Here is a 22,906-nt window from a genome sequence, read left to right as displayed (position 1 = left end):
GATTCTCTGGCAGTCGCCACGCAACTGCCGGGCTAGTAGTTGGCAAGATCCCGCAGCTCATCCTCGAGTGCGCCAATCAGCTGCGCCCGAGAGAGTTGGTTCAGGTCCTGCTGTTGCCCTGCCTGTGCGGCACTCTCGGCAGCGACAACCGGTGCGGACTCCAGGAGCTGGTCCATCAGGTAATTCGTCACCTGCTCGATGGAGGTGTACTCGAAACCGAAAGTCGACGGCAGGTCGATGCCCAGTGCACGGTTGAGCCTGGCGCGCAGGTCCAGCGACATGACCGACGACATCCCCATGTCGAAGAACCCCTTGCGTACGTCCAGGTCCCGGCCATCGGTGAGGCCGAACACCTGCCCTATCACTTCGCACACCAGCGCCTGCATCGCTCGCTTCTGGCGCGCGGGAGGCATGCCGGCGAACTCGTCCAGGCGTGAGTCTTGCTCGATGTCCTGCATGCCCATGTGCTCAAGCAGCGGCCAAGGGAGGATGCTCTGGTACAGGCGCTTGAGTTGTGGCCACTCGACATTGAGAAGGCCGTATTGGCCATGACCGCCCTCGAGCAGGCGCAGGATGCCCTGCTCGATCTGAACCTGGCTCAGCGGTTGCAGTCCGCTGGCTTGCAGCGCCGCCCTGGCGTTGGAGTCGTGCTCCAGTTCGCGCTCGCTTTGCGTCACCTGCAGCATTTGGCAAGCGAGGCCCTGACGAAGACGCTGGTCGTGGATCCAGGCGGCATAGGCATCGGCGACGGCACAAGCGGCAAAACCCGCGCCGCCCAGCAGGGAGGTGACGCTGCCCATGATCAGGAAGAACGCCCGAGGGTCGTCCAATGCCTGGTGGATCTGTTGCAGGACTTCAAGCTGGCGGGCGAGCGCCTGCGCCTGGGAGCCGAACTCCGCTCGGGCCAGGGCCACGGTGCGCCAGTCAGTGCCCAGATGAACGAAGCCGGCGATGGCGCCCTGCGCGCGCAGTGAGCCAAGAAGCTGCGCCAAGGCCAAGCCTGCCTCCTGCGGCAACATGGCTGTCGACAGCGGCAGCGGTGCTGGTTGCGGCCAGCGCACTTGTTCCGGAGCGTGGCTGAGCAGCAACGCCCGCGCTGCCCCGCGCCGCGCAAGCGCCTTCAGTACCGGTTCCAGGTCGCTTCCGGGGCAGGCATGCACCAGCACCGTTCCCGCCAGCGGTGGCGGGTCCAGCGGCCGTACAGCAGCAGCTGGCTCCTCCACCAGGTACTGGGCCCGGATCCGAACACCCTCGATCGCCAGATGGTCATGACTGGGTTGCCCACGCAGCAGCTGGCAAAGACTGGCGTAGCTTCTCCTGTCGCGCCCGTCGAGACTGACCAGTCCCCCCCACCAGGCGGGATGCTCCATGGCGAAGATATGCGCCGCTCCTTCCCATGCAGCCTGGCTCGCGGCCGCCATCGGCTCATTGGCCTGGCTGCCAGCCACGGCGAACCAGATCGGCTTGGCGGGGTTGGCACTGCTCGCCGTAGCAGCGGCCAGGGCCTGCATCACGTCGGTGCCGGCCAGCAGCGCTGGCGACAGGCTGCAGCCCTCCCCAGCCACAGCACCGGCGGCACCAAGTACTACCAGCCCGCGGCAGGAAGCGTCCGAGCCGACCCGGCGCAACACCTGGGCAAGCCGCTGCGGTAACGGTTGCGTACCGTCCTGCAAGGCAATGATCTCGATCGAGCAATGCCCTGCCTGGAAGGCCGCTTGCAGCGGTCGTGTATCCCCGGCCTGCCGAGCCAGCACCAACCAATATCCCCGAACCGGTTCGCTGGCCGCGGGCAACGGATAGTCGCGCCACTCCCGGCGGATCATCGGTACTTCGGGCGCTGCCTCAGCGATCTCGGCCAGGTATCGCGAACCAGGTTCGGCGAACAGTGGCGCCTCGAATAGAGCGACCCGGCACCCCTGCAAGTCGAAAGCTTGCAGGCAACCCGTCTTGCCATCCTCCCCAGGAGCCAGTACCACCCTCAGGCTCGACGGCAGGCCGGCAAGCACCTGGACCCGGGAAAACCCAAGGAGGGTCGCGGCACTGGCACCCTCAAAGAGCTTGATCGCATTTTCCAACAAGTCCGCTTGCCGTTGCTCCGGCGCCAGGGACGCAGCGAAGTGGCTCAGTGCTTGGCGCGGCCCAGCTGCCGAGCTTACCGACAATCCGGACAAGCCATCTTCGGAAACTTCCAGGCACTGTTCGCCAGACGCCTCCAGCTCGCCCGGCAGGGGCATCTCACACTCCTGCAGCGTTCCGCTCATGCACACTTGGCGGACCTCGTCATGAACGCCCTGCACCGCCAGCTCGAAAGTGGCACCGCACGCCTGGAGATGCAGGGTCAGGTGCGAGATCACAGGCTGCCCGGCGGCCAGGCCTACACGGGCAATGCGCAGGTCGCGAATCTGCTGCAGGCCCCGTGGTGTTTCCAGGACGGCCTGCAGCACCGCATCAAGCAGCCAGTGCGGCTTGAGCTCCTGGCCCCGGCCAGCCAGGGGCTCGTAGTAGTCACCCTGGGGGTCGAGTAATGCAGACCAGTACCAGATGTCGCTCGTCGGACGTGCCAGAGAATGCAGGCAGGGATGAGCCGGTAATGCTCGCGACGGCTGACCGGGCAACGCTGGGGCAACGGTGTCGAGCCAGTAATCGTTGAGCTGCCAGGGGTAGCCGGGTAGCTCGAGTGCCCGATGCCCTTCTGGTAAACGCTCGGGGCAGGACGTCCGCTCCCCGCGCATGAAGGCGTCGGCCAGGAGCGCCCAGGGTTCATCGCAACCTGACACCTTGCCATCAATTACCGAAGAGCCATCGAGCCAGGCCTGCAACGCCTCGCGCAATTCCTGGCAGTTGCGCCCATGAACCACCAAGCGCTCCTTGAACCAGGTGCGGCGTACCAGAGCGTTGGAGCAGATCTCCTGGGCGGCATGCTCGGTCTCACCCAGGAAGTCCAGGTAACGACCGGCCAGGGCCGTCAAGGCCGCCGCAGTAGCCGCAGACAAGCACAAGGCCACGGGCTCGGCATCGCACGACAACGGCGTAACGGGGAGCGAGCGATGTCCCTTGAGCAATACATGTACGTTGGTACCGGTAAAACCAAAGGCACTGACCCCGGCGATCCGCGCCTCGTTCGATTCCGGCCAGGCCACCGCCTGGCGGGGCAGCTTGAGGTTCATCTGCTCCCACGCCACCCGGGTATTGGCAATATGCAGGTGGGGCTGCGGCGGCACCAGGCCCCGCTCTGTCACCAGGCACGCCTTGATCAGCGAGGCAATGCCGGCGGCTGCCTCCAGGTGGCCGATATTGGCCTTGACCGAGGCGACGGTCAGCGCCGGCGTACCATCGGCGCATCCCTGACGATAGGCGTTATGCAAGGCATTGAGTTCGATGGGGTCACCAAGCACGGTCCCGGTACCATGGGCCTCCACGTAGCCGACTTGCTCGGGCCGCACCCCCGAGTTGGCCAGTGCGTCCCGGATCAGCGCTTCCTGTGCCGGTCCGTTGGGGACCGTCAGGCCGGCACAGGCACCATCATGGTTGATCGCCGAACCGAGGATGGTGGCGACGATGGGGTCCCGATCCTGCTCGGCCCTGGCCTGGCGCTTGAGAATGACCACGCCGCAACCCTCTCCCCGGCCATAACCATCGGCGCGATCATCGAAAGTCTTGCTGATACCGTCCGCCGCCAATGCACCGGCCTGCCCCATGGACTGGAAGATCGCCGCCGAGGCGATGACGTTCACTCCGCCGACGATGGCCACGTCGCACTCCGCGCTGCGCAGGCTGTTGCAGGCCAGGTGGATGGCGGCAAGTGAAGACGAGCAAGCGGTATCGACAGTCAGGCTTGGGCCGCGCACGCCGAGAAAATGCGAGAGGCGTCCGCAGATGGCGGAAAACGAACTACCCGTTCCGTAGTGCGCATCCACGCCCTCGGGGCAGTTCAAGACCCTGGCTTCGTAGTCGTGGGAATTGGCGCCAACGAACACCCCAACCCGCTGGTCGAGCAGTTTTTCCTGACTCAGGCCGGCCCGTTCCAAGGCTTCCCAGGCCACCATCAGCAGCAGGCGCTGCTGCGGATCCATGCTCCTGGCCTCTTTGGGGGAAATCCGGAAGAAATCTTCGTCGAATCCCTCAGGGCGCTCGATCAGGCTGGCAAAGCGCGGGAAAGCGTCGCAGGCCACCGCACCAACCAACCGCTCCTGAGGCACTGGCACCACGGTCGGGGTCTGTTCGAGCAGCAATTGCCAGAGCGCCTCGGGGCTGTCCGCCTGGGGAAACCGACAGGCCATGGCCACCACGGCGATCTGCGCCGGGCAATCGCTCGCAATTGCGCTTCCTGCTTCATCCCCTGTGCCTGCCGGTTCGGCTTGCGCTTGGCTGGACAACAACTCTTGCAGATAGTGGCTCAAACGGTTGAGCGTGGGATGGTCGAAACCTACGGTGGCCGAAAGCTTGAGGCCAAGGCGCTGCTCCAGCTTGCGCTTGAATTCGACCAGGGAAATGGAGTCCAGGCCCAGCTCGAAGAATCCGCGATCCGGGTCCGGATCGACACAATCCGCACCGATGATTTCGGTCAGCAGGGTCTTGATCTGGCTGCGTACGTCGGCGGCCATGACTGTCCTCACCGGTTCCCGTGCTGCGACCGACATCGCCACCTGCAAGGCGGGTTCCGCCTGCCCGGGCTGGCTCAGCAATAAATCATGGGCCTGGGCGCGGATATTGCCCTGGGCGTCATAGACCACTACTTGCGCTCGCAGGTCCATCAACGGCTCGACCAAGGGCGCCATCGGCGCAGGGGTGAACCAGAAACTCTGGTGCTGCCAAGGATAAGCCGGCAGGTCGAAGGCCTGCTCCCTGGGCTGATAGGCTTGCCAGTCGAGAGCCACGCCCTGCTCGTACAGTCGAGCGAGGATTGCCGCCAGTTCCGTGGCGGCGTCGCCCTGCTTGTGCAGTGCCCCGCAAACCAGCCCTTCGACACCGCGGTCGGCCAATATCTGGTTGATCGATGGCGCCAGCACCCTGTGCGGGCCCAGTTCGACAAACAATCGATGCCCCTGGTCGACCAGGTGCTCGATAGCCCGGTCAAAGCGCACGGCGCCGCGGGCATTGTCGAGCCAGTACTGGACATCGGCTATCGCTGCGACATCAGGCATGACGCTGGTGGACACCCATGGGGTAGATGCCGGACCAGCCGCCAGTCCATCCAGCCCCAGGCGAATGGCTTCCAGACAGGTATCCATCTGGTAGGAGTGGAAGGCATATTCGGCCGGCATCAGGTAAGTGAAGACACCTTCCTCGCGCAACTGCCGCTCCAACTCCAGCACCGCCTGAGGGCTGCCGGACACCACGCAGCTGTTACGACTATTGACCACCGACAACTCCAACTGCCGGTCCACCGCCAAGCGCGCCTGAAGCGGTTGCGCCGGCAGCCCCACCACCAACATGCGGCCCTGGCCCAATGTGCCCTTCATGGCCTGGGCCCGGAAATGGATCACCCGTACCGCCGACTCCAGGTCCAGGGCTCCAGCGCAATAGGCGGCAGCCACCTCGCCCATGGAATGTCCGACCACAGCCGCAGGCTTCACGCCCCATTGGCCAAGGCACTCGGCCAGCGCCACCTGGATGGCGAAGATGCATGGCTGGGCAAACTCGGTGAGGTGCAACCGGGATGCGCCTTCTGCACTGCGTAATTCGGCCTCGATCGACCAGTCCCCCCATAGGGCCATGGCCTGGTCGCAACGCTGGATCATCGACAGGAACACCGGTTCGCGTTCCAGCAGGTCCTGGCCCATGCCGACCCATTGGGCGCCCTGCCCGGTGAAGACGAAGACCGCCGCTGGTTCGCTCTCCTCGTCCGTGGCGCATGCCGCGCAGGGGGGCGCCAGTTGTGCCAGCTGGCTTTTCAACTGAGCACTATCGACACCGACCACCGCACGACGAAAGGCGAAATGTTCCCGGCGATGTAGTGCGCTGGCGACGAAGGCTCGCAGTTGCCGATCATCCTGCTCCGGCAACTGGTCGGCATAGGCCCTGGCCTGGTCCACCACGCCCTGGGCGGCCTTGGCCGATACCGGAAGGATCCAGGGCCGAAGTTGTGCCGCAGGCACTTGTTGCGATCGCGCCTGACGATAGGCCCTGGCGTCTTCCAGGATCATGTGGACATTGGTGCCGCTGAGTCCGAAACCGCTGACTCCGGCCAGGAGCGGGCGTTTGGGCAAGGCCTCGAGCGTCGTGGGGATGCAGAGCCTCGAACGCTTCCAGTCCACCAGTTCGTTCAAGCGCGTGAGATGCAGTTGCGGGGGCACCTCGGCGTGCTCCAGGACCTTAATGGCCTTGAGTACGCTGGCCATGCCGGCCGCCGCGTCCAAGTGCCCCATGTTGGCCTTGACCGATCCCACCATCAGCGAACGTTCACGGCCCTGGAACACCTGGGCCAGGGAAGACAGCTCGATGGGATCGCCCAGGGGCGTTCCTGTGCCATGGGCCTCGACGTAGTCGATATCGTCCACCGTCAACCCGGCAACCTGTAACGCCTCGGCGATCACCGCAGCCTGGGCGTTGGCATTGGGCACGGTCTGGCCAGCACTGGCGCCATCCTGGTTGATGGCCGAGCCCCTGATCACCGCCTGGATCGGATCACCATCGCGCATGGCATCCGCCAGGCGCTTGAGCACCACTATCCCGCAACCCTCGCCTCGGACAATGCCGTCGGCAGCGGCATCGAACACCCGGCACCGGCCGCTGGGGGAAATCGCCCGGATCTGGCTCATGTAGATCGTCAGGTCTGGAGCCAGCATCAGGTTCACCCCGCCCGCCAGGGCCAGGTCCGCTTCACCGGCTTGCAAGGCACGACAAGCCAAGTGCATGGCGACCAAGGATGAAGAGCAGGCAGTGGTCACGGTCATCGCCGGGCCGTGCACCCCCAGGTGATAAGCGATACGCCCGGCAGCGAAGCTGAACTCCTTGCCGGCGGCATAGTAGGGATTGATCTGCCCGACCCCCGCCTCGCGTGAGTGCAATGCCAGGTAATCCATGCCCAGCATCCCGACATATACCGCGGTGCGGCTATCCTTGAGCTGCTCGCGAGTCATGCCGGCACGTGCCACGCCCTCGCAAGCGACCTCCAGCAACAGGCGCTGCTGCGGGTCCATTTCCCTGGCCTCGGAGGCCGAGATACCGAAGTAATGGGCGTCGAAGCGATCGACATCTTGCAAGAACGCCCCTACCTTGCAGTAGGTCGTACCGGTTTGCGCGGCAGACTCGTCGTAGATTGCCTCCGAGTCCCAGCGTTGAGTGGGTACCGGTCCGATGAAATCGGTCCCAGCACGAAGGAGCTCCCAGAATGCTTCGGGTGTCGTTGCGCCTTTGGCGAAGCGGCAACCACTACCGATGATGGCAATGGGTTCGAAATCCATGGGCGCACGGGCATCCATTCAGTCATCTCCTTCGACTGGGGTATGTGTCGTTTCTTAGAAAGCAGGCTTGGCGGTAGGGACCTGCATGTCGCCCAGGTACTTGTGCCAGAGGTGGTCTGGATCGCTTTCGACTGCGGCGATGATCTCGCGCATCTTGTCCAGCACCTCCAGGCGTTTGCCGCTGTAGACGTCACCCTGGAGCAGTTGGAGGATATCCAGGCGATAGCGTGGGTCCTGGACGAATGCGGTGAACAGGATGTTCAAGCGGTAGTAGAGAGTGATGAACTCGTACCAGTTCTTGATGCCGTTCCTGATCATGCCTTCGTAGCGGGTGAAGCTGGACTTCTGGAAGTCGTTGTTCTTCACCGCCTCGATGATGTCGCCACTGGCGATACGTGCACTGTTCAAAGCCACGCTGACACCACTGGAGAAGATCGGGTCGACGAACCGCGCGGCATCGCCGATCAGGACGAAACTATCGCCACACACTTCCTTCATGCCGTAGCTGTAGTCCGCCTCTTTCTTGAATGGGCGCAACTGCTCCGACGCCTTGAGGGCGTCATGGAGGTTCTCGCGGGTCTTGACCGCTTCCCAGAAGAACTCCTCGTACGAAAGATTGGAGTTGGTGTAGTTCTGCTTTTGCGTGACCACACCGACGCTGGTGATGGTCTCGGTGATCGGGATTTGCCAGACCCAGGTATTGGTCAATGGCAGGAAGTGGATGAAGATGTAGTCGACCTTCTCCGGATTCTGGGTCGCCGACTTGCGGTCGAAATTATCGAACCAGGAATGGATGGCGAACTGGTTGAAAACCGGGTCTTTCTCTCGCAGGCCCAGGCGCCGGCCCAGCAATACGTTACGGCCACTGGCGTCGACCACCATCTTCGCCTTGATCTCGACACTGCGCTTGCCCAGCTTCGCGTTGACGATGACATTGCCTGGGCTGATGAACTCGACGTCAGCGACTTCTACCCCCTGGAACACCTTGGCCCCCAGCGAACCGGCGTGCTCCAGCAGGATACGGTCGAACTTGCCGCGATCGACGTGGTAGGTGAAATCACGGTCGACACCTTCCTGCTTGCGTTCATTGAACAAAATCTCCGCCGAACGAAAATCATGGTCCAACCCCTGGAAACCCATCTTGTCTTCAGGTCCCGAGTCGGCCGAAGTCCAGGCAGCTCCGAACTTCTTCGGGAAGTTGGCCTTCTCGATCTTTTCCATCACGCCAATGTCCAGCAGTACCGGAGTGGTGGCCGGAACCAACGACTCGCCGACATGTTCGCGCTCGAACAAGTCCTTTTCGAACACTGCGCACTTGACACCCTCTTTGGCCAAGTAGGACGCCATCGTCGAACCGGCCGGCCCGCCCCCGATAATTACTACGTCATAATCATGATCGTTCATTGCACACTCCCTGTTATGCGCACTCGGCCTTTAATTGCTCGACTGTCCTGGATATTGCATTCAGATCTTTGAAGTACTTACCGGTAATGTGCGTACTTGGGATGGACACGCCCATTTCATCCCTGATGTAGACCATCAGTTTGACGATATTCATTGAATTTAGAATGCCCCACTCAAGTAAAGGAGTCTGGTCATCCAGTTCGTCATCTTGCGCACTTGGCCCGATCAAGTCCTTCATGATGTAACGACGAATTCGCTCTTTTATTTCCGCTCCGTCCATAGACGTACACTCCTGAAGTCGACACTCGTGGGTTGGAAGAACCCGCACAAGATCGACAATAAGAGAGCACTTGTGAATAGCCTGTTTTGCAAAACGCCTTTGCACATTCGCAAAGGTGAGGACCTTCTCGGGGGTAACTGGATCGGCAACTAACAATATTTCACAAAAATGACAGCATCCCACCAATCATTGGCCTGAAGGGTCGCCCAAGCATAAATCGGCTATCTATTGCAATTAGCCACTAGACTCATTTCGCCCAAGATAGCGCAACCCCACCCTTTAACTTAAGCGTTGCGAGGATTCGATCTGGAACATCAGTACCGCTTTGAAACCTTATGTATTGATTTTTATCAAGCGCAATAAAGACGGCAATCCACGCGACTTGACAAAAAAAAAGGCTGGCCTTACTAAGGAGGAGGACATGATTTATCTGTAAACCGTCCTTACAAAAATAAGACACTACAGATTCTAAAAGGATTTAGAAATGAAGGCACTAGGCGTTGTGAATGACATAGACCTTTATATATCCGTTACCAAAACGGGTAGCTTCTCCGAGACTGGCAGGCTACTTGGAATTCCCCCTTCCTCGGTCATGCGTAGAATAAACAGCCTGGAAAAAGAGCTGGAGACCTGCTTGTTCAACCGTTCAACGAAGTGCCTGATACTCACTGATATAGGGCTGATCTTCCTTGAACATGCAAAAAACATCTCCAGAAGCATCGTACATGCCAGGACTGAAGTAAAAGAGCATACGGCGTCGACGATGGGCGTTCTCAAGGTTTCAGCTCCAGTCGCCTTCGGGCGCCGCCATGTCGCGCCCTTGTTGAGTCGGATCCTGAATCATCATCCAGGTTTGAAGATCGACTTTTCCCTCGACGACAAAGTTGCCGATCCGAGGACCGACAATGTCGATGTGTGCATCAAGCTCGGCATCTTGCCGGACAGCGACCTGATCCCTTCGAGGCTCGCGGATATGCGCCGGGTGCTCTGCGCAAGCCCCGAATACATCAGGCAGCACGGTTGCCCGCAGACCTTGGACGACTTGTCCCAACATGCCTGCCTGATCCACAGCAGTTGCAGCAACCTGTCCCTGAGTTGGCAATTCAAGGTCGGCGGAGTGCTCAGGAAGCTCATCCCCGATAGCCGGCTGTCGGTCAATAGTGCGGAGTTGCTGGTCGATGGCGCTCTGCAGGGCATCGGCATCATTCATGCGCCGACCTGGCTGGTATATGAACAGATCGCCAGTGGCCAGCTGGTTTCCTTTCTCGATGAATACAGCGTAAGCGCTCCCCAGCATGGAGCGATCTATGCCCTGAGGGCTCGCAGCAGCGTGGTCCCGGCAAAGACCAGCCTGTTCATCAACGAACTGAAACGTTCGATCGGCAGTCCGCCGTACTGGGACCGGCCTTTTACCACGGCGGCGCCCCTGGCCATACCGCCCCTGCCATTCGACAGCGCGCTGCAGGCATCGCTGTCCTGGACCTCCACCATGCAGAACAAGAGCCGAGCATGATGAACAAGTACGACGTGATTATCATCGGAAGCGGAATCAGCGGCGCCCTGACGGCGGCTATCCTGGCCAAATCCGGCCTGAAGGTGCTGGTGCTGGATGCAGCCCAGCACCCCAGGTTTTCCATCGGCGAAGCCATGACGCCGGAAAGCGGCTTGCTGCTGCGCTTGCTCTCACAGCGCTTCGGCATACCGGAAATCGAGTACCTTTCGAGCCCGGACAAGATCATCCAACACGTCGGGTCGAGCGCCTGTGGGCTCAAGCTGGGGTTCAGCTTCGCCTGGCACCAGGCGGGCGCCCCCTCTTCTCCCGAACACCTCGTCGCACCATCGCTGGATGCACCGGAAGCACATCTGTTCCGCCAGGATGTCGATGCCTTCGCACTGCTGATCGCCCTGAAGTACGGTGCCGAGCTGAGACAGAACATCCGGATCGAGGACATCAACCTCAATGCCAGCGCGGTCCAGGTCAGGCTGCCTGCCGAGCAAGTGGTACAAGCATCATTCATCATCGATGCTGCAGCCCAAGGCGCCCCGCTCGCCCGCCAACTGGGCGTGCGCACCACGGAGGGCCTGGAGACCGATACCTGCTCGTTCTTCACCCATATGCTCAACGTGAAGAGCTACGAAGACGCCCTGGCTCCTTTGTCGCGCAGCCGCTCGCCCATCCAGCTGTTCCAGAGCACCTTGCACCACATCTTCGAGGAAGGCTGGCTATGGGTCATTCCCTTCAACAATCACCCCCAGGGCACCAACCTGCTATGCAGCGTCGGATTCCAGTTCAACCACGCCAAATATCGCCCCACGGAGGCTCCCGAAGTCGAATTTCGCAAGCTGCTGAAAAAGTATCCGGCCATCGCCGAGCACTTCAAGGACGCGGTCAACGCCCGGGAGTGGATCTATGCACCGCGTATCAACTATCGCAGTACGCAGTGCGTCGGCAATCGCTTCTGCCTGCTCCCGCAAGCCGCGGGGTTCATCGATCCGCTGTTCTCCAGGGGCCTGATCACCACCTTCGAGTCGATCCTGCGCCTGGCTCCCAAGGTGCTCGAGGCCGCTCGCAAGGACGATTGGCAAAGAGCAAACTTCATCGACGTGGAACAACATTGCCTGAACGCCATCAGCACCAATGACCAGTTGGTATCCTGCTCCTACGAGGCGTTCAAGGACTTCCATTTGTGGAATGTATGGCATCGGGTCTGGCTGAGTGGTTCGAACCTGTGCTGCGTGTTCCTGCAAGGCCTGCTGCATGAACTGCAGCAGTACGACGACGGCCAGCAATTCGACCTGGCACTTGCAACCGCACGCTTTCCCGGCCGCATTTCCCTGGACTCCCCTACCTATGAGAGCCTGTTCGAACAGTCATGCCAGGTAGTGCGCCAGGCCCGGGACCAGTGTTTGCCAGCTACGGAAACGGCCCGGGTGCTACATGAATTGCTCAAGGAACACGAGCCTCAGTTACTGCCCTTTGGTTATTCGAGAATTTCCAACCGATTCATCGTCAAGGCTCCGGTACTCGCGGATTGATCGGGGGCTCTTTCACTCCCTGTCAGCGTAGGACGACGACACCTTCTCTGGCCAAAGATGCCGGTACGACCCATCCCTTGATACGACCAGGACCGTCGAGACATACCCCGGGCGAACCCTGGCAACCTGAAGTGACCAGCCCATGCCGCGCGCTGGTCGCAAGGACCTGGGTTGCTTGTACGCAAAACCTCTTCAGATGGCGCTTTTGACTTTGCTCCAGCCCCGGGTGCGGATGCGTGCGAGCTTCAGCGGCAAGGGCTCCAGCGGAACCAGCGTGGCCAGGGTTGGCTTGTCCGGATAGATCCATGGGTTGTCACGCAATGCCTGCTCGACAAACTCGGCCGCGTTCTTGTTGGCGTTGGGATATAGCTTGGGACTCGAGGTCTGGGCGCTGACCTGCGTCCGCCATCAAGGAAAATGCCACTCGCTACAGGTTTCCAGGCCCTCGCCAACCCGGCACAATGCGCCCCGGCCAACGCCCTCGAACAACTCCAATGCCAGCAAGGACCGCCCGTTGAATCTCCTGCACAAACTGCTCAACGCCTTCAAGACACCTGCCGCCACCCGCCAAGAAGCCCATCCCCAGAGCGAACCCGAAGGCTCCAGCCCGGCCCCGACGCCTTATGAGCCCAGCGCCGAAGAACAGGCACTGATCGCCCTGCTCGACGCCGGCGCCGCCAGCCTGGACCGCCACTGGCAAGCCATAGGGACCTGTGAGCAGGACGTCCTGGGTTTCGCCGTCAGCCCCAGTTTCACCGGTGGCCCTGACTGGCCCTCGACGCGCCAGGCCTATCGCATCGTGCGTCGCCCCCACAGCATCATCCTCGCCACCGAGGGCCTGTCCGATCCGTTCGATGGCGTCGAAGGCGAAGACCTGGGCAACGGCTTCGAAATGGAGTTGTTCATCGATACCCCGGACATCCCCGCCCACGCCCAGGGGCCACTGGGCGAAGTGCACCCCTTCGCCGCCAGCTGGTGCTTCGAGCTGCTGCGCTGCGTAGCGGCGACGGTGGCCAATGCCGGAGGGTATCGCCCGCGGCTGGAGCGTCATGGCGTGCTCTCCCTGGAATTGCCCGGGGTCAGCCAGTCCCGCTCCATGAGCGAACAATTGCCCGCGCATTTCGTCAGCGCCGATGACTGCGCCGGGGTGTTGATCGGCGGCCCCGCGGCCAGCTTCCCCACCACCGTGGCCGACATGCCGCTGTCGCCGGTGCTCCTGGTACCGGTGGTGCTGATCACCGCCTCGGAACTGGACTACGTGCGCAATGGCGGCGCCCAGGCCCGCCAGGACCTGGTCGCCCGGCTGGAGGCTGCCGGCCTGGGCCATGTCAGCCATCTGCAACGCGCCAGCGTGATCTGAGCCAGCCAGGAGCCCGTCGATGTCGGAACAGCCGTCGTTCTTCACCTTTCATCTGTTTGCCGCCCGCTTCGCCAGCCACGCCGAGGCCGAGCTGTTCGCCTTCGAACAATGGGAAGCCGAACCCGGTCCCGAGGCCAGTGATGCTCAATACCAGGCCTGGGAGGACAGCAATCCTTCCTGGCGCCTGGCGCAAGAGCTGGGCCTGCACCTGGACTCGGACTTCATCGAACTGCTGCCCCGGGAAGAATACCCGCGCTACCTGGAATCGCTGATCAGCAGCGAAGCCGAGCGCCAACGACTGCATTCGCAAATCGCCGGCGACCATAGCCATTTCATTCTCGTCGCCAGCGCCACGCTGGATGATCAGCAACCTGCCCTACAGGGCACCACGACCCTGGACTACCTGGGCTTATTCAATCCAATCCTGCCATGAACAAGATCCTTGCCTTACTGCTGCTCGGCAGCCTGCTTGGTGGCTGCCAGAGCGGCCCCAACACCCAGAACGATTCCATGGTCGGCCTGCGCTGCTGGCACTACCGCGACCAGGAGACCATCTCCCGGGAGATGCTCGACTATATCCGCCGCCAGGGCGAAGCCGGCAATCCGATGTGCCAGACCCTGCTGGCTACCCTGTACGAACGCGGTCATGGAGTCGCGCAGGATACTGCCCGGGCCAAAGCCCTGTATCTCTCGCAAGCCCAGACAAACCCAAGGGCCTACCACCATCTCGGGCGCCTGGACGAACAAGAGGCCGACTACCTCCTGGCCAGGGATCACTACCAGCGTGCCGCGGCGGTGGGGAGCAAGGAAAGTACCCTGGCCCTGGCCAGGTTGATGGAAGAAGGTAAAGGCGGCCCGCAGGATCTTCCAGGCGCGCAGCAGATGTACTTCAGCGTTCTCAAGCAGAGCGGCGACGCTGCCTGGAAAGGCATCGACCGGCTGCGTGACCAGGGCCTGGAGCTCAATGCCGAGCAACAAGCGCGGTACAACCAAGTCTGGACCGCCTCAGCCAGGAGCCGGCTCAGCCTCAAGCTGCGACTGCTCCAGCACCGAACGCTCGGCAAGCTCAAGCTCGGACCTGATGTAAAGCCCGTGGTGGTCGAGGTGCAGTTCGTGCCCGGCTCCGCTGAGCCGCGGCTCAAGCTGCTGGAAAGCTCCGGCGACACGTCCCTGGACCAAACCATCCTCCAGAACCTGGGCAGCTATCGTTTTGTCGGCCAGCCGATTCCCCAGGCCGGCCAGGATGACTGGCGGGTAAAGGCCCATATCGACCCACATGCCAGATGACCCGGCCTTTTGGCCCAAAGTGCGCACCTGCGATCGAGCGGAGATTCCGCTGACGGACACTTGGTGCTAAAAAGGCCCCCAAGCCCCAATGCCGATCAGTCAAGTAAAGGGTAGGAGCGAGCTTGCCCGCGATGGACTTCAGAGTGCTGGGTTTACCCAGTAAACAGGCGCTACCGTTCACGACCATCGCGAGCAAGCTGCGCTCCTACGAGTGGATCACCTCGCTTGACTGACTGGCATCAACCCAAGCCCCGACTCAACCCTTGCCGCGCCAAGCCGTACCACGAGAACCCGCATGATCGAAGTCACCGAAGTCTCCATTGCCCAACTGCGTGCCGCCCTCGAGTCCGGCCAGACCACCGCCGTGGAACTGGTCCAGGCCTACCTGGCGCGGATCGATGCCTACGACGGCCCCGCCACTGCCACCGCCCTCAACGCCGTGGTGGTACGCAATCCCGAGGCGCTGGAGGAAGCACAAGCCTCTGATGCCCGCCGCGCCAAGGGCCAGCTCCTCGGGCCACTGGACGGCATTCCCTACACCGCCAAGGACAGCTACCTGGTCAAGGGCCTGACCGCCGCGTCCGGCAGCCCGGCCTTCAAGGACCTGGTGGCCCAGCGCGACGCCTTCACCATCGAGCGCCTGCGCGCCGGCGGCGCCATCTGCCTGGGCAAGACCAACATGCCGCCCATGGCCAACGGCGGTATGCAGCGTGGGATCTATGGCCGCGCCGAAAGCCCCTACAACGCCCAGTACCTGACCGCGCCCTTCGCCTCCGGCTCGTCCAACGGCGCCGGCACCGCCACCGCCGCCAGCTTCAGCGCCTTCGGCCTGGCCGAGGAAACCTGGTCCAGCGGTCGTGGCCCGGCCTCCAACAACGGCCTCTGCGCCTACACCCCCTCGCGAGGGGTGATCTCGGTGCGCGGCAACTGGCCGCTGACCCCGACCATGGACGTGGTAGTGCCTTACGCCCGGACCATGGCCGACCTGCTGGAAGTGCTGGACGTGGTAGTCGCCGAAGACCCGGATAAACGCGGTGACCTGTGGCGCCTGCAGCCCTGGGTGCCGATCCCGGCCGTGGCCAGCGTGCGTCCCGCTTCCTACCCGCAGCTGGCGGCCGATGCCGGTGCCCTCAAGGGCAAGCGCTTCGGCGTGCCGCGCATGTACATCAATGCCGACGCCGAGGCTGGCACCAGCGCCAAGCCGGGCATCGGCGGCCCCACCGGCCAGCGCATCGCTACCCGCGAGTCGGTGATCGAGCTCTGGCGCCAGGCGCGCCAGGCCCTGGAAGCCGCTGGCGCCGAGGTGCTGGAAGTGGACTTCCCATTGGTATCCAACTGCGAAGGCGACCGCCCCGGCGCGCCCACCGTGTTCAATCGCGGCATCGTCAGCAAGGAATTCCTCCATGACGAGCTGTGGGAGCTCTCGGGCTGGGCCTTCGACGACTTCCTGCGGGCCAACGACGACCCCAAGCTCAACCGCCTGGCCGATGTCGACGGAACACAGATCTTCCCCCATGACCCGGGCACCCTGCCCAATCGCGAGGATGACCTGGCGGCGGGCATGGACGAGTACGTCAACATGGCCAAGCGCGGCCTCAAGACCTGGGACCAGATCGCCACCCTGGCCGACGGCCTGCGCGGCCTGGAGCAGACCCGCAAGCTCGACCTGGAAGACTGGATGGACGCCCAAGGGCTGGACGCGGTGCTGTTCCCCACCGTCGCCGACGTCGGCCCGGCGGATGCGGACATCAACCCGCAATCGGCGGACATTGCCTGGAGCAACGGCATCTGGGTGGCCAACGGCAACCTCGCCATCCGCCACCTGGGCGTGCCCACCGTCACCGTGCCCATGGGCGTGATGGCGGACATCGGCATGCCGGTGGGCCTGACCTTCGCCGGCCGGGCCTATGACGATGCGAACCTGCTGCGCCTGGCCTCGGCCTACGAGTCCACCGGCAGCAAGCGCCTGGTGCCGCCGCGCACGCCCAAGCTGGCCGTGCAGTAACGCAAAAAACGCAATCGGGGCCGCCATGGCCCCGATCCTCATTCCTGCCTGCTCAAGGCCTCACTGCTCATCCATGGGTTGCAGTGGCGAATGCTGCCAGTCGAACCGCGCGATCAACTGCCTGCACAGCTCATCCAATTGCGGATGGTAGTAATGCATATGGGGCACCGGAATCTGCGCTTCGCCATGGCCGAACCCCAGGCCGTACAGAGCGCTGGCATAACTTTCCAGCGGGCCGTAGGCGTAGATCAGGTTGTGCCGGTCCCAGACCACCGTGGCCTGGTCTTCGGGCGAGTGCACCCAGAAATCGAAGCGGCTGTCGCCACATAGCAATGGCTTGAACTCATCGATGAAGTCCGCGACCTCGGCCAGGGACAACATCGGGCTCATGTAGCGGCCTACCGGCACGTCTTCGCGGCTGGTGTGCAATACGAACAGCAACAGCAGCGGCTGGGTGAGGCAGCGGGCCAGGCTGAGCAACACCTGCGGATCGGACCCCGGCACGCCGGCCACCACCCGCTCGCCGCCGTTGAAGGGCGCGATCTCGAAGACCGGCGGGTAACTGTGCTCGACCCACTGGTCATCGATCATGTGTGCAAATCTGTGCATAACGGCCTGATCCTCCCGATCAACTCTCACACCTGGCCTGACGTCCATTCGTCAGGGCGGCGAATGTAAAGCACTCGGGGCAAGCTAGATAGCCTTATCGAACACGACCTTGAGCCGTGGCGGCTACTGCACCTCCAGCAGCCTGAACTGCAGCGGCGAAGCGGCCTGGCCTGGGCAATAGTCGGCCGTCAGGCTCAGCTCGCCGGGCCGGCCTGCGGACCACAGCCGGCACGTCACCCGCAGCGTGCCCGGCTGCTGGGTCGGGTAGCAGTCAAAGTCCACTCGCCCGCTCCTGTCGGGCGCCAGCGCCATCTCCCAGGCGGGCAGCGCGAGGCTGGCCAGGCAAGCCGCGCCAGCCTCGAGTTCCTCGAGTACTTCCTCATAAATCGCGGTGCTGATGCCGTACTGCGCCAAAACACCGGGCTCGCCGCCCTGGATCGCTCGCAGCAATCCGGCCAGCAAGTCGTAGATCCGTTGCAGGTCCCCTGCGTGCATGGTGGTTCTCCTGAAATTGCGCGGCGGCCATGCTAATGGATGCGCGCCCCGGCACCAACAGTCCGGCCTCGTCAAACCTCGCTGGCGCCCTGTACCCTACTGCCGACCCTTTTGCCCCTAGGACACCGATGAACAACCACCATGTTCCCCTGGCCAATGGCTGGACTGCCCGGTTCACCTACCGTGGCGAATTTCGCATGGGCGCCGAAGGCTGGAGCCTGCTCTTGGAAGGTCCCGGGCAACAGCGCATCGGCTACTTCGACAGCCAGATCGTGCTGGTCAACGACGAAGATGGCGCCCAGGCCCGCTCCTGCATCAGCCTCTCCGAAGACGGCACCCAGGGTTACCTGGCCATGGGGCCGGACCACGGCTGGGTGCTGGACTTCGCCCGCTCCATGCTTGCCCCGCACCGGGTGAACATCTACCACCACCATCCTGGCTACGATGAAAGCGTCTCGGTCTGCGAACAACCGACCTTCAAGCGTGAGCGCCAGTACATCCGGGTGATCGGCAAGTTCATCTACCTGACCTTCCCCCTGACCCGGGACGAGGATTTCCCCAAGGTCTGGGAGGAGTACCTGGCGATACGCCGGCGGCAACTGGACGAGCTGTACTTTCGCAACTGACACGGCACGCCGTCGCACCCGGCACAACCATCGGCCTTAGCGCAGGCTCCAGGACATCCCGACATACACCCCCATGCCCTCGCCCGGGGTCGAACGGGCGGCATCCTGGCCCTTGTCGTCGTAGCCCGGGGTAACGGTGGCGGCATAACGCTGGCCGGTCAGGTTGCGCAGGTCGACCCAGGCCTGCCAGTCGTTCTTCGGCGCGTTGTAGCCCAGGGTCGCGCCGAACAGCGCATAGGGGTCGGCGTAGTAGCTGTTGGCGTAGTCCACCGCCACCTTGGACACCAGCTGGGTGTTGACGGCGGCGAAGAAGCCCTGCGGCCAGTCGTAGCGCAGCTCGCCCTGGTAGTAGTGCATCGGCAGGCCCGGCAGGCGGTTGCCGCCAAAGCGTGGATCGTCGCGGTAGTGGAAGTCGCTGAAGGTGTAGGCCTGGCGCAGGCCCAGGCGTCCTACTCCGGGCCGCGACCACAGCTCGCTCTCCAGGCTGGCCTCCACCCCCTGGTGCACCGTGGGGCTGGCGTTGAGTTCATAAGGCATGGTGGCGCTGGCATCCGGCCATACCGACAACAGTTCATGGCGAACCTGGGCGTAGTACCAGGCCAGGCTCCACTGGCCCAGGATGCTGTCGCCACGGCCACCCAGCTCCAGGGTGGTGGCGGTCTGGTTCTGCAGTTTGATCGGGTCGCGCTGGGTTCCCGTGGCGGCACCGCTATCTTTCGGGAAACGAATGTTGGAGCTATAGATCAGCGACCAGGGATGTGGCGCCTCCACCGAACGGCTGAGGTTGCCGAACAGCTGCACATCGCGGTTCAACTGGTAGCGCAAGCCCAGGCGCGGGGCATAGTCCCAGTCGCCGAGGCTGGTCTTGCCGCCGCCTTCCGGGTAAGTCACCGCGCTCTCGCGGCGGGTGTAGATGGCCGCCAGGCCGGTGGTCAGCCACAGGTCGTCGGCGATCTCCAGGTCATTGCTGAAATGCACGACGCTGTCCGAACCCTGGTAGGTGAAATTGCGCATCCGCGTGCCCGGTGCGTAACCACTGGTATTGCCGGTGGGGATACGCACGAACTCGCTGGCGCCGTCGTTGGGCAGGTGCTTGGTCACCCGCAGGCCCAGGGTGCTGCGGCTCTCCAGGCCCCAGAGGGTGTCGCGGCGCTTGTAGTCGAGGGTGCCGCTGACATCGCTGTAGGCCACCTTCAGGCGGTTGGGGCCTTCGCGCAGGTCCATGGGGTAGTCGTGGTAGACCAGGCCGGCCTGCAGGCTCGAATCGTCATCGATATACCAGGTGGTCTTGTTGCCGACGAAGGTACTGCCAGGCTGCTTGCGCCGGTCGTCCCGGGACACATAGGCCGGGTTGGCCGCCCTGGGGGAATGCTCGATGGAATGCTTGGTCACCCGCCCGGCCAGGTCGTTGTCGGTCTGCCGGTAGCGCAGGTAGAAACGGGTTTCCAGGTTCGGGTTCAAGCGATAGCCAAAGTTGGCCATGACTCCCCGGCTGTCGCTGGCGGTATGGCGCTGGTAGCCGTCGGCATTGGAATCGGTCAGCGAGACGTAGTAGTCGAAGTCCCCCAGCACTTGCCCGGAACTGACCTGGCGCTGCTGGTAGCCGTGGCTGCCGGTGACGTAGCGCACCTGCAACAGCGGCGCGTCGTAGCCGGTATGGCTGATGTAGTCGATGGCGCCGCCCAGGGCCAGGGCGCCGCGATCGAAGCCGTTGGCCCCGCGCAACACCTCCACGCGGTCGACCCACAGTGGCTCCAGCAACTCGTAGGGGGTACCGCCAGGGCCGGTCAGGGGCAGGCCGTCGAGCATGGTGTAGAGCCCCGAGGCGTGGGCCCCGGGGGCACGGTTGATGCCCGAGCCACGGATCGAGATCTTCACCCCTTCGTTGCCCGCCGATTGGGCATAGACCCCAGGCTGGTAGGCCAGCACGTCCTGGTTGCTGGCCACCCGGCCCTGCAATGGCCGGCTCATCTGTACCAGATTGCTCCCGCCGGGAACCTGGGCCAGCCGCGCCCGGGCTTCTTCAGCTCCCTGCCCGGCGTCCTCCTGGCCTTGTCCCAGGACCTGCGCCGGAGCCAGTTCCAGGCCCCCGGGCTCGGCCATGGCCGGACAGGCAAGGGCCAGGCCCAACAAAGTGGTGGGCAGGGTTCTGGGCGAAAGCATCGATACGACTCCGGCGTGGGCAATGGACAATGAAGGTTGCGACGCAGGAAGGAACGAAGAGAACACAGGCCGATTTGGCTTTTTTTGCCAGGACGCGGGGGCGACCTGGCGCGAGGGAGCATGGAGCGATGGCAGGCGAGCCTCGACGCCCGCCTGCCCGGACCGGATCAGCCCGGAACCGGCTGGCCCTGCATGAACGCCAGGTAGTAGCCGTTGCAGTCGCGGATGCCGAACTCGCGGGTGCCGTAGGGCATGTCCTGCAGGGGCCAGGCAATGTCGGCCCGCTCCTTGATCGAATCGAAATAGGCCTGCACATCCTCCAGGGCGAAATACAGGGTCCCGGTACAGCCCGGGGCACTGCCCCACAGGTCCTGCTCGGTGAACGTCAGGCGACAGTCCTGCAACTGCACCAGCAGCGTCGACTCCGCGCCATCGCTGACGGCGAAGCCGAGTATCCGCTGGTAATGCTCACGGGTGCGGGACAGGTCATTGCAGCGCAGCAGGCAGGTCAGCGGCATCTCGGACTCCAGGGGCGGGCGGCACGGCGATGGCTTCGCCATGCATCAGGGATCATGCAGCGGGGGAAAGACGCCACCTTAGCAGCAAACGCCCTCCCCCTGGAGCCAGCCCCGCTTGCCGCTGCCCCGGGCCGACCTCAGGCCGGATAACCGGTGATCTCGCGGATGCTCTGGTACAGCGGCTTGAGCTGGCGGTACATGCGCAAGTACACCTGGCTGTAGAGCCGCTGGTACATCTGCCGGGCCTGGGGCTGGGGCTCGAACACCGCGCCGACCCGGGTCATGGCGCTGATGGCCGTGGAAAAGTCCGGGTACAGCCCCAACCCCACCGCGCAGGCGATCACCGCGCCCAGTCCCGAGGCCTCGTAGACATGCGGGCGCTCCACCGGCAGGCCGAAGATGTCGGCGGTCAGTTGCATCGCCGCATCGCTCTGGGAACCGCCACCGGCCACCCGCAGGCGGGTGATCTTGAGCTTCGAGCGTTTCTCCATGCGCTCCATGCCCTGGCGCAGGGCGTAGGCCAGGCCCTCGAGGATCGCCCGGTAGATATGCGCCCGGGTGTGCACGTCGCCGAAACCGATCATCGCGCCCTTGGCCTCCATCCCCGGCTCACGGATACCCGGCGACCAGTAGGGTTGCAGGGTCAGGCCCATGGACCCCGGCGGCACTGCCTGGACCAGGGCGTCGAACAACTGTTCCGGCTCCAGCCCCTGCTCCGCCGCCTGCTGCACCTCGCGCAGGCCGAACTGCTGCTTGAACCAGCTGACCATCCAATAGCCACGGAAGATCATCACCTCGCAGTTGTAGTGATCCGGCACCGCTGCCGGATACGGCGGAATCAGCGGCACCACCTCCAGGTAACGCGAGCGGGTGGTGGTGATGGTGGCCGTGGTGCCGTAGGAGACGCAGGCCGTGGTGGAATCCTGGACCCCGGAACCCAGCACCTCGCAGGCCTTGTCGGCTCCCGCGGCAATCAGCGGCAAGCCCTCGGGAATGCCGGTGTGGCGACTGGCCTCGGCGGTGATCCGGCCCAGGGTTTCACCAGGCTTGTGCAGGGTCGGCAGTTGCTCGCGGCGTACCGCCAGGGCCTGCCATTTCCAATCGCTGGGGGCGGCCCAGCGCAGGCGCTTGTAGTCGAACGGCAGGTAGGCCACGCAGCACCCCACCGAGTCGACGAAATTGCCGGTCAGACGATGGGTGAGAAACCCCGACAGCAGCAGGAACTTGTCGGTGGCGGCCCAGATGTCCGGCTGCTTCTGCGCCACCCAGTTGGCTTCGGCCTGGGCGCGGAAGTAATCCACCGTGGCCTCGGCGCCAATCAGCTTGAACAGCCAGCTCCAGGGCCCCTTGAGCTTGCCCTCGAGTTCGGCCTGGCGCTGGTCCAGCCAGAGGATGGCCGGGCGCAGCGCCCGCCCCTGGGCATCGACGTTGATCAGGGTGCCGCGCTGGGTGGTCAGGGACACCCCGCGGATCTGCGAACGGTCGATGCCGGTCTGCTGCCAGAGGATCTGGCAGGCTTCGCCGAGCTTGGCCCAGTAGTAGTCCGGGTCCTGTTCGGCCCAACCGGGCTGGGTCGAGTAGTAGGCCTCCAGCTCCACCTTGCCCTTGCCAATCAGGTTGCCCTGAAGGTCGAACAGCAGCGCGCGCACGCTCTGGGTTCCGTTATCGATAGCCAGCAGGTAGTCCCGCTTGTTGTTGTGATTATCCATGGGGCTCT

15 protein-coding genes and 1 pseudogene are annotated in these 22,906 nt (G+C 63.4%); 7 read left to right on the top strand and 9 right to left on the bottom strand.

Going from position 1 to position 22,906, the window contains the following annotated elements; translation table 11 throughout:
• Positions 1-32 precede the first annotated feature (32 nt).
• The 3 genes from C4K40_RS13525 to C4K40_RS13515 are packed head-to-tail and all read right to left on the bottom strand — an operon-like array spanning position 33 to position 9,090.
• A complete protein-coding gene (locus tag C4K40_RS13525; protein WP_053129122.1) occupies positions 33-7,424 on the bottom strand; it encodes a type I polyketide synthase in 7,392 nt (2,463 codons plus the stop codon).
• Between the two features lie 36 nt (positions 7,425-7,460).
• Entirely contained in the window at positions 7,461-8,810 is a 1,350-nt protein-coding gene (locus C4K40_RS13520; protein ID WP_053129118.1) for an NAD(P)/FAD-dependent oxidoreductase, read from the bottom strand.
• A gap of 13 nt (positions 8,811-8,823) precedes the next feature.
• Complete coding sequence (locus C4K40_RS13515) at positions 8,824-9,090, bottom strand: phosphopantetheine-binding protein (protein ID WP_022642169.1); 267 nt, start codon at positions 9,088-9,090, stop codon at positions 8,824-8,826.
• Positions 9,091-9,574: 484 nt separating this feature from the next.
• Here C4K40_RS13515 and C4K40_RS13510 point away from each other — a divergent pair, with 484 nt between their 5' ends.
• Positions 9,575-10,603 (top strand): LysR family transcriptional regulator, encoded by a 1,029-nt coding sequence (locus tag C4K40_RS13510; protein ID WP_053129115.1) that lies wholly within the window; start codon positions 9,575-9,577, stop codon positions 10,601-10,603.
• A complete protein-coding gene (locus C4K40_RS13505) occupies positions 10,603-12,126 on the top strand; it encodes an NAD(P)/FAD-dependent oxidoreductase (RefSeq protein ID WP_053131296.1) in 1,524 nt (507 codons plus the stop codon). The genes C4K40_RS13510 and C4K40_RS13505 overlap by 1 nt, the downstream gene beginning before the upstream one ends.
• A 192-nt stretch (positions 12,127-12,318) precedes the next feature.
• Here the strand turns inward: C4K40_RS13505 and C4K40_RS13500 are convergent.
• Positions 12,319-12,516: pseudogene (locus C4K40_RS13500) on the bottom strand (polyamine ABC transporter substrate-binding protein); the annotation flags it as partial.
• A gap of 124 nt (positions 12,517-12,640) precedes the next feature.
• Here C4K40_RS13500 and C4K40_RS13495 point away from each other — a divergent pair.
• From C4K40_RS13495 to C4K40_RS13480, 4 genes are all read left to right on the top strand, one after another.
• Positions 12,641-13,486 (top strand): suppressor of fused domain protein, encoded by an 846-nt coding sequence (locus C4K40_RS13495; protein WP_022642174.1) that lies wholly within the window; start codon positions 12,641-12,643, stop codon positions 13,484-13,486.
• Positions 13,487-13,505: 19 nt separating this feature from the next.
• A complete protein-coding gene (locus C4K40_RS13490; protein WP_053129112.1) occupies positions 13,506-13,919 on the top strand; it encodes a hypothetical protein in 414 nt (137 codons plus the stop codon).
• Entirely contained in the window at positions 13,916-14,773 is an 858-nt protein-coding gene (locus C4K40_RS31550; RefSeq protein ID WP_053129109.1) for a tetratricopeptide repeat protein, read from the top strand. Before C4K40_RS13490 ends, C4K40_RS31550 begins: the two co-directional genes overlap by 4 nt.
• 295 nt (positions 14,774-15,068) lie before the next feature.
• On the top strand, positions 15,069-16,778 hold the full coding sequence (locus C4K40_RS13480; RefSeq protein ID WP_053129105.1) for an amidase: 1,710 nt from the start codon (positions 15,069-15,071) through the stop codon (positions 16,776-16,778).
• Between the two features lie 60 nt (positions 16,779-16,838).
• Here the strand turns inward: C4K40_RS13480 and C4K40_RS13475 are convergent, their stop codons facing one another.
• Positions 16,839-17,387, bottom strand: a complete 549-nt coding sequence (locus tag C4K40_RS13475) for a hypothetical protein (RefSeq protein ID WP_256223781.1) — start codon at positions 17,385-17,387, stop codon at positions 16,839-16,841.
• A gap of 123 nt (positions 17,388-17,510) precedes the next feature.
• Positions 17,511-17,882, bottom strand: a complete 372-nt coding sequence (locus C4K40_RS13470; protein ID WP_053129099.1) for a hypothetical protein — start codon at positions 17,880-17,882, stop codon at positions 17,511-17,513.
• A gap of 128 nt (positions 17,883-18,010) precedes the next feature.
• Here C4K40_RS13470 and C4K40_RS13465 point away from each other — a divergent pair, with 128 nt between their 5' ends.
• Positions 18,011-18,508, top strand: a complete 498-nt coding sequence (locus C4K40_RS13465; RefSeq protein ID WP_053129096.1) for a hypothetical protein — start codon at positions 18,011-18,013, stop codon at positions 18,506-18,508.
• A gap of 36 nt (positions 18,509-18,544) precedes the next feature.
• On the opposite strand, the gene C4K40_RS13460 is transcribed toward C4K40_RS13465, so the two are convergent.
• The 3 genes from C4K40_RS13460 to C4K40_RS13450 form a co-directional block, all read right to left on the bottom strand.
• Positions 18,545-20,671, bottom strand: a complete 2,127-nt coding sequence (locus tag C4K40_RS13460) for a TonB-dependent receptor domain-containing protein (RefSeq protein WP_053129092.1) — start codon at positions 20,669-20,671, stop codon at positions 18,545-18,547.
• A 167-nt stretch (positions 20,672-20,838) separates the two neighbouring features.
• A complete protein-coding gene (locus tag C4K40_RS13455; RefSeq protein WP_246195957.1) occupies positions 20,839-21,231 on the bottom strand; it encodes a glyoxalase/bleomycin resistance/extradiol dioxygenase family protein in 393 nt (130 codons plus the stop codon).
• A gap of 95 nt (positions 21,232-21,326) precedes the next feature.
• Positions 21,327-22,898: an FGGY-family carbohydrate kinase gene (locus C4K40_RS13450; protein ID WP_053129087.1), complete on the bottom strand. Its 1,572-nt coding sequence runs from the start codon at positions 22,896-22,898 to the stop codon at positions 21,327-21,329.
• Positions 22,899-22,906 lie beyond the last annotated feature (8 nt).

The sequence above is a fragment of the Pseudomonas sp. CMR5c genome (assembly GCF_003850545.1).
GTDB lineage: Bacteria > Pseudomonadota > Gammaproteobacteria > Pseudomonadales > Pseudomonadaceae > Aquipseudomonas > Aquipseudomonas piscis.
The sequence above is the reverse complement of the archived record's forward strand: the minus strand, read 5'-3'. Positions and strand labels throughout refer to the sequence as shown.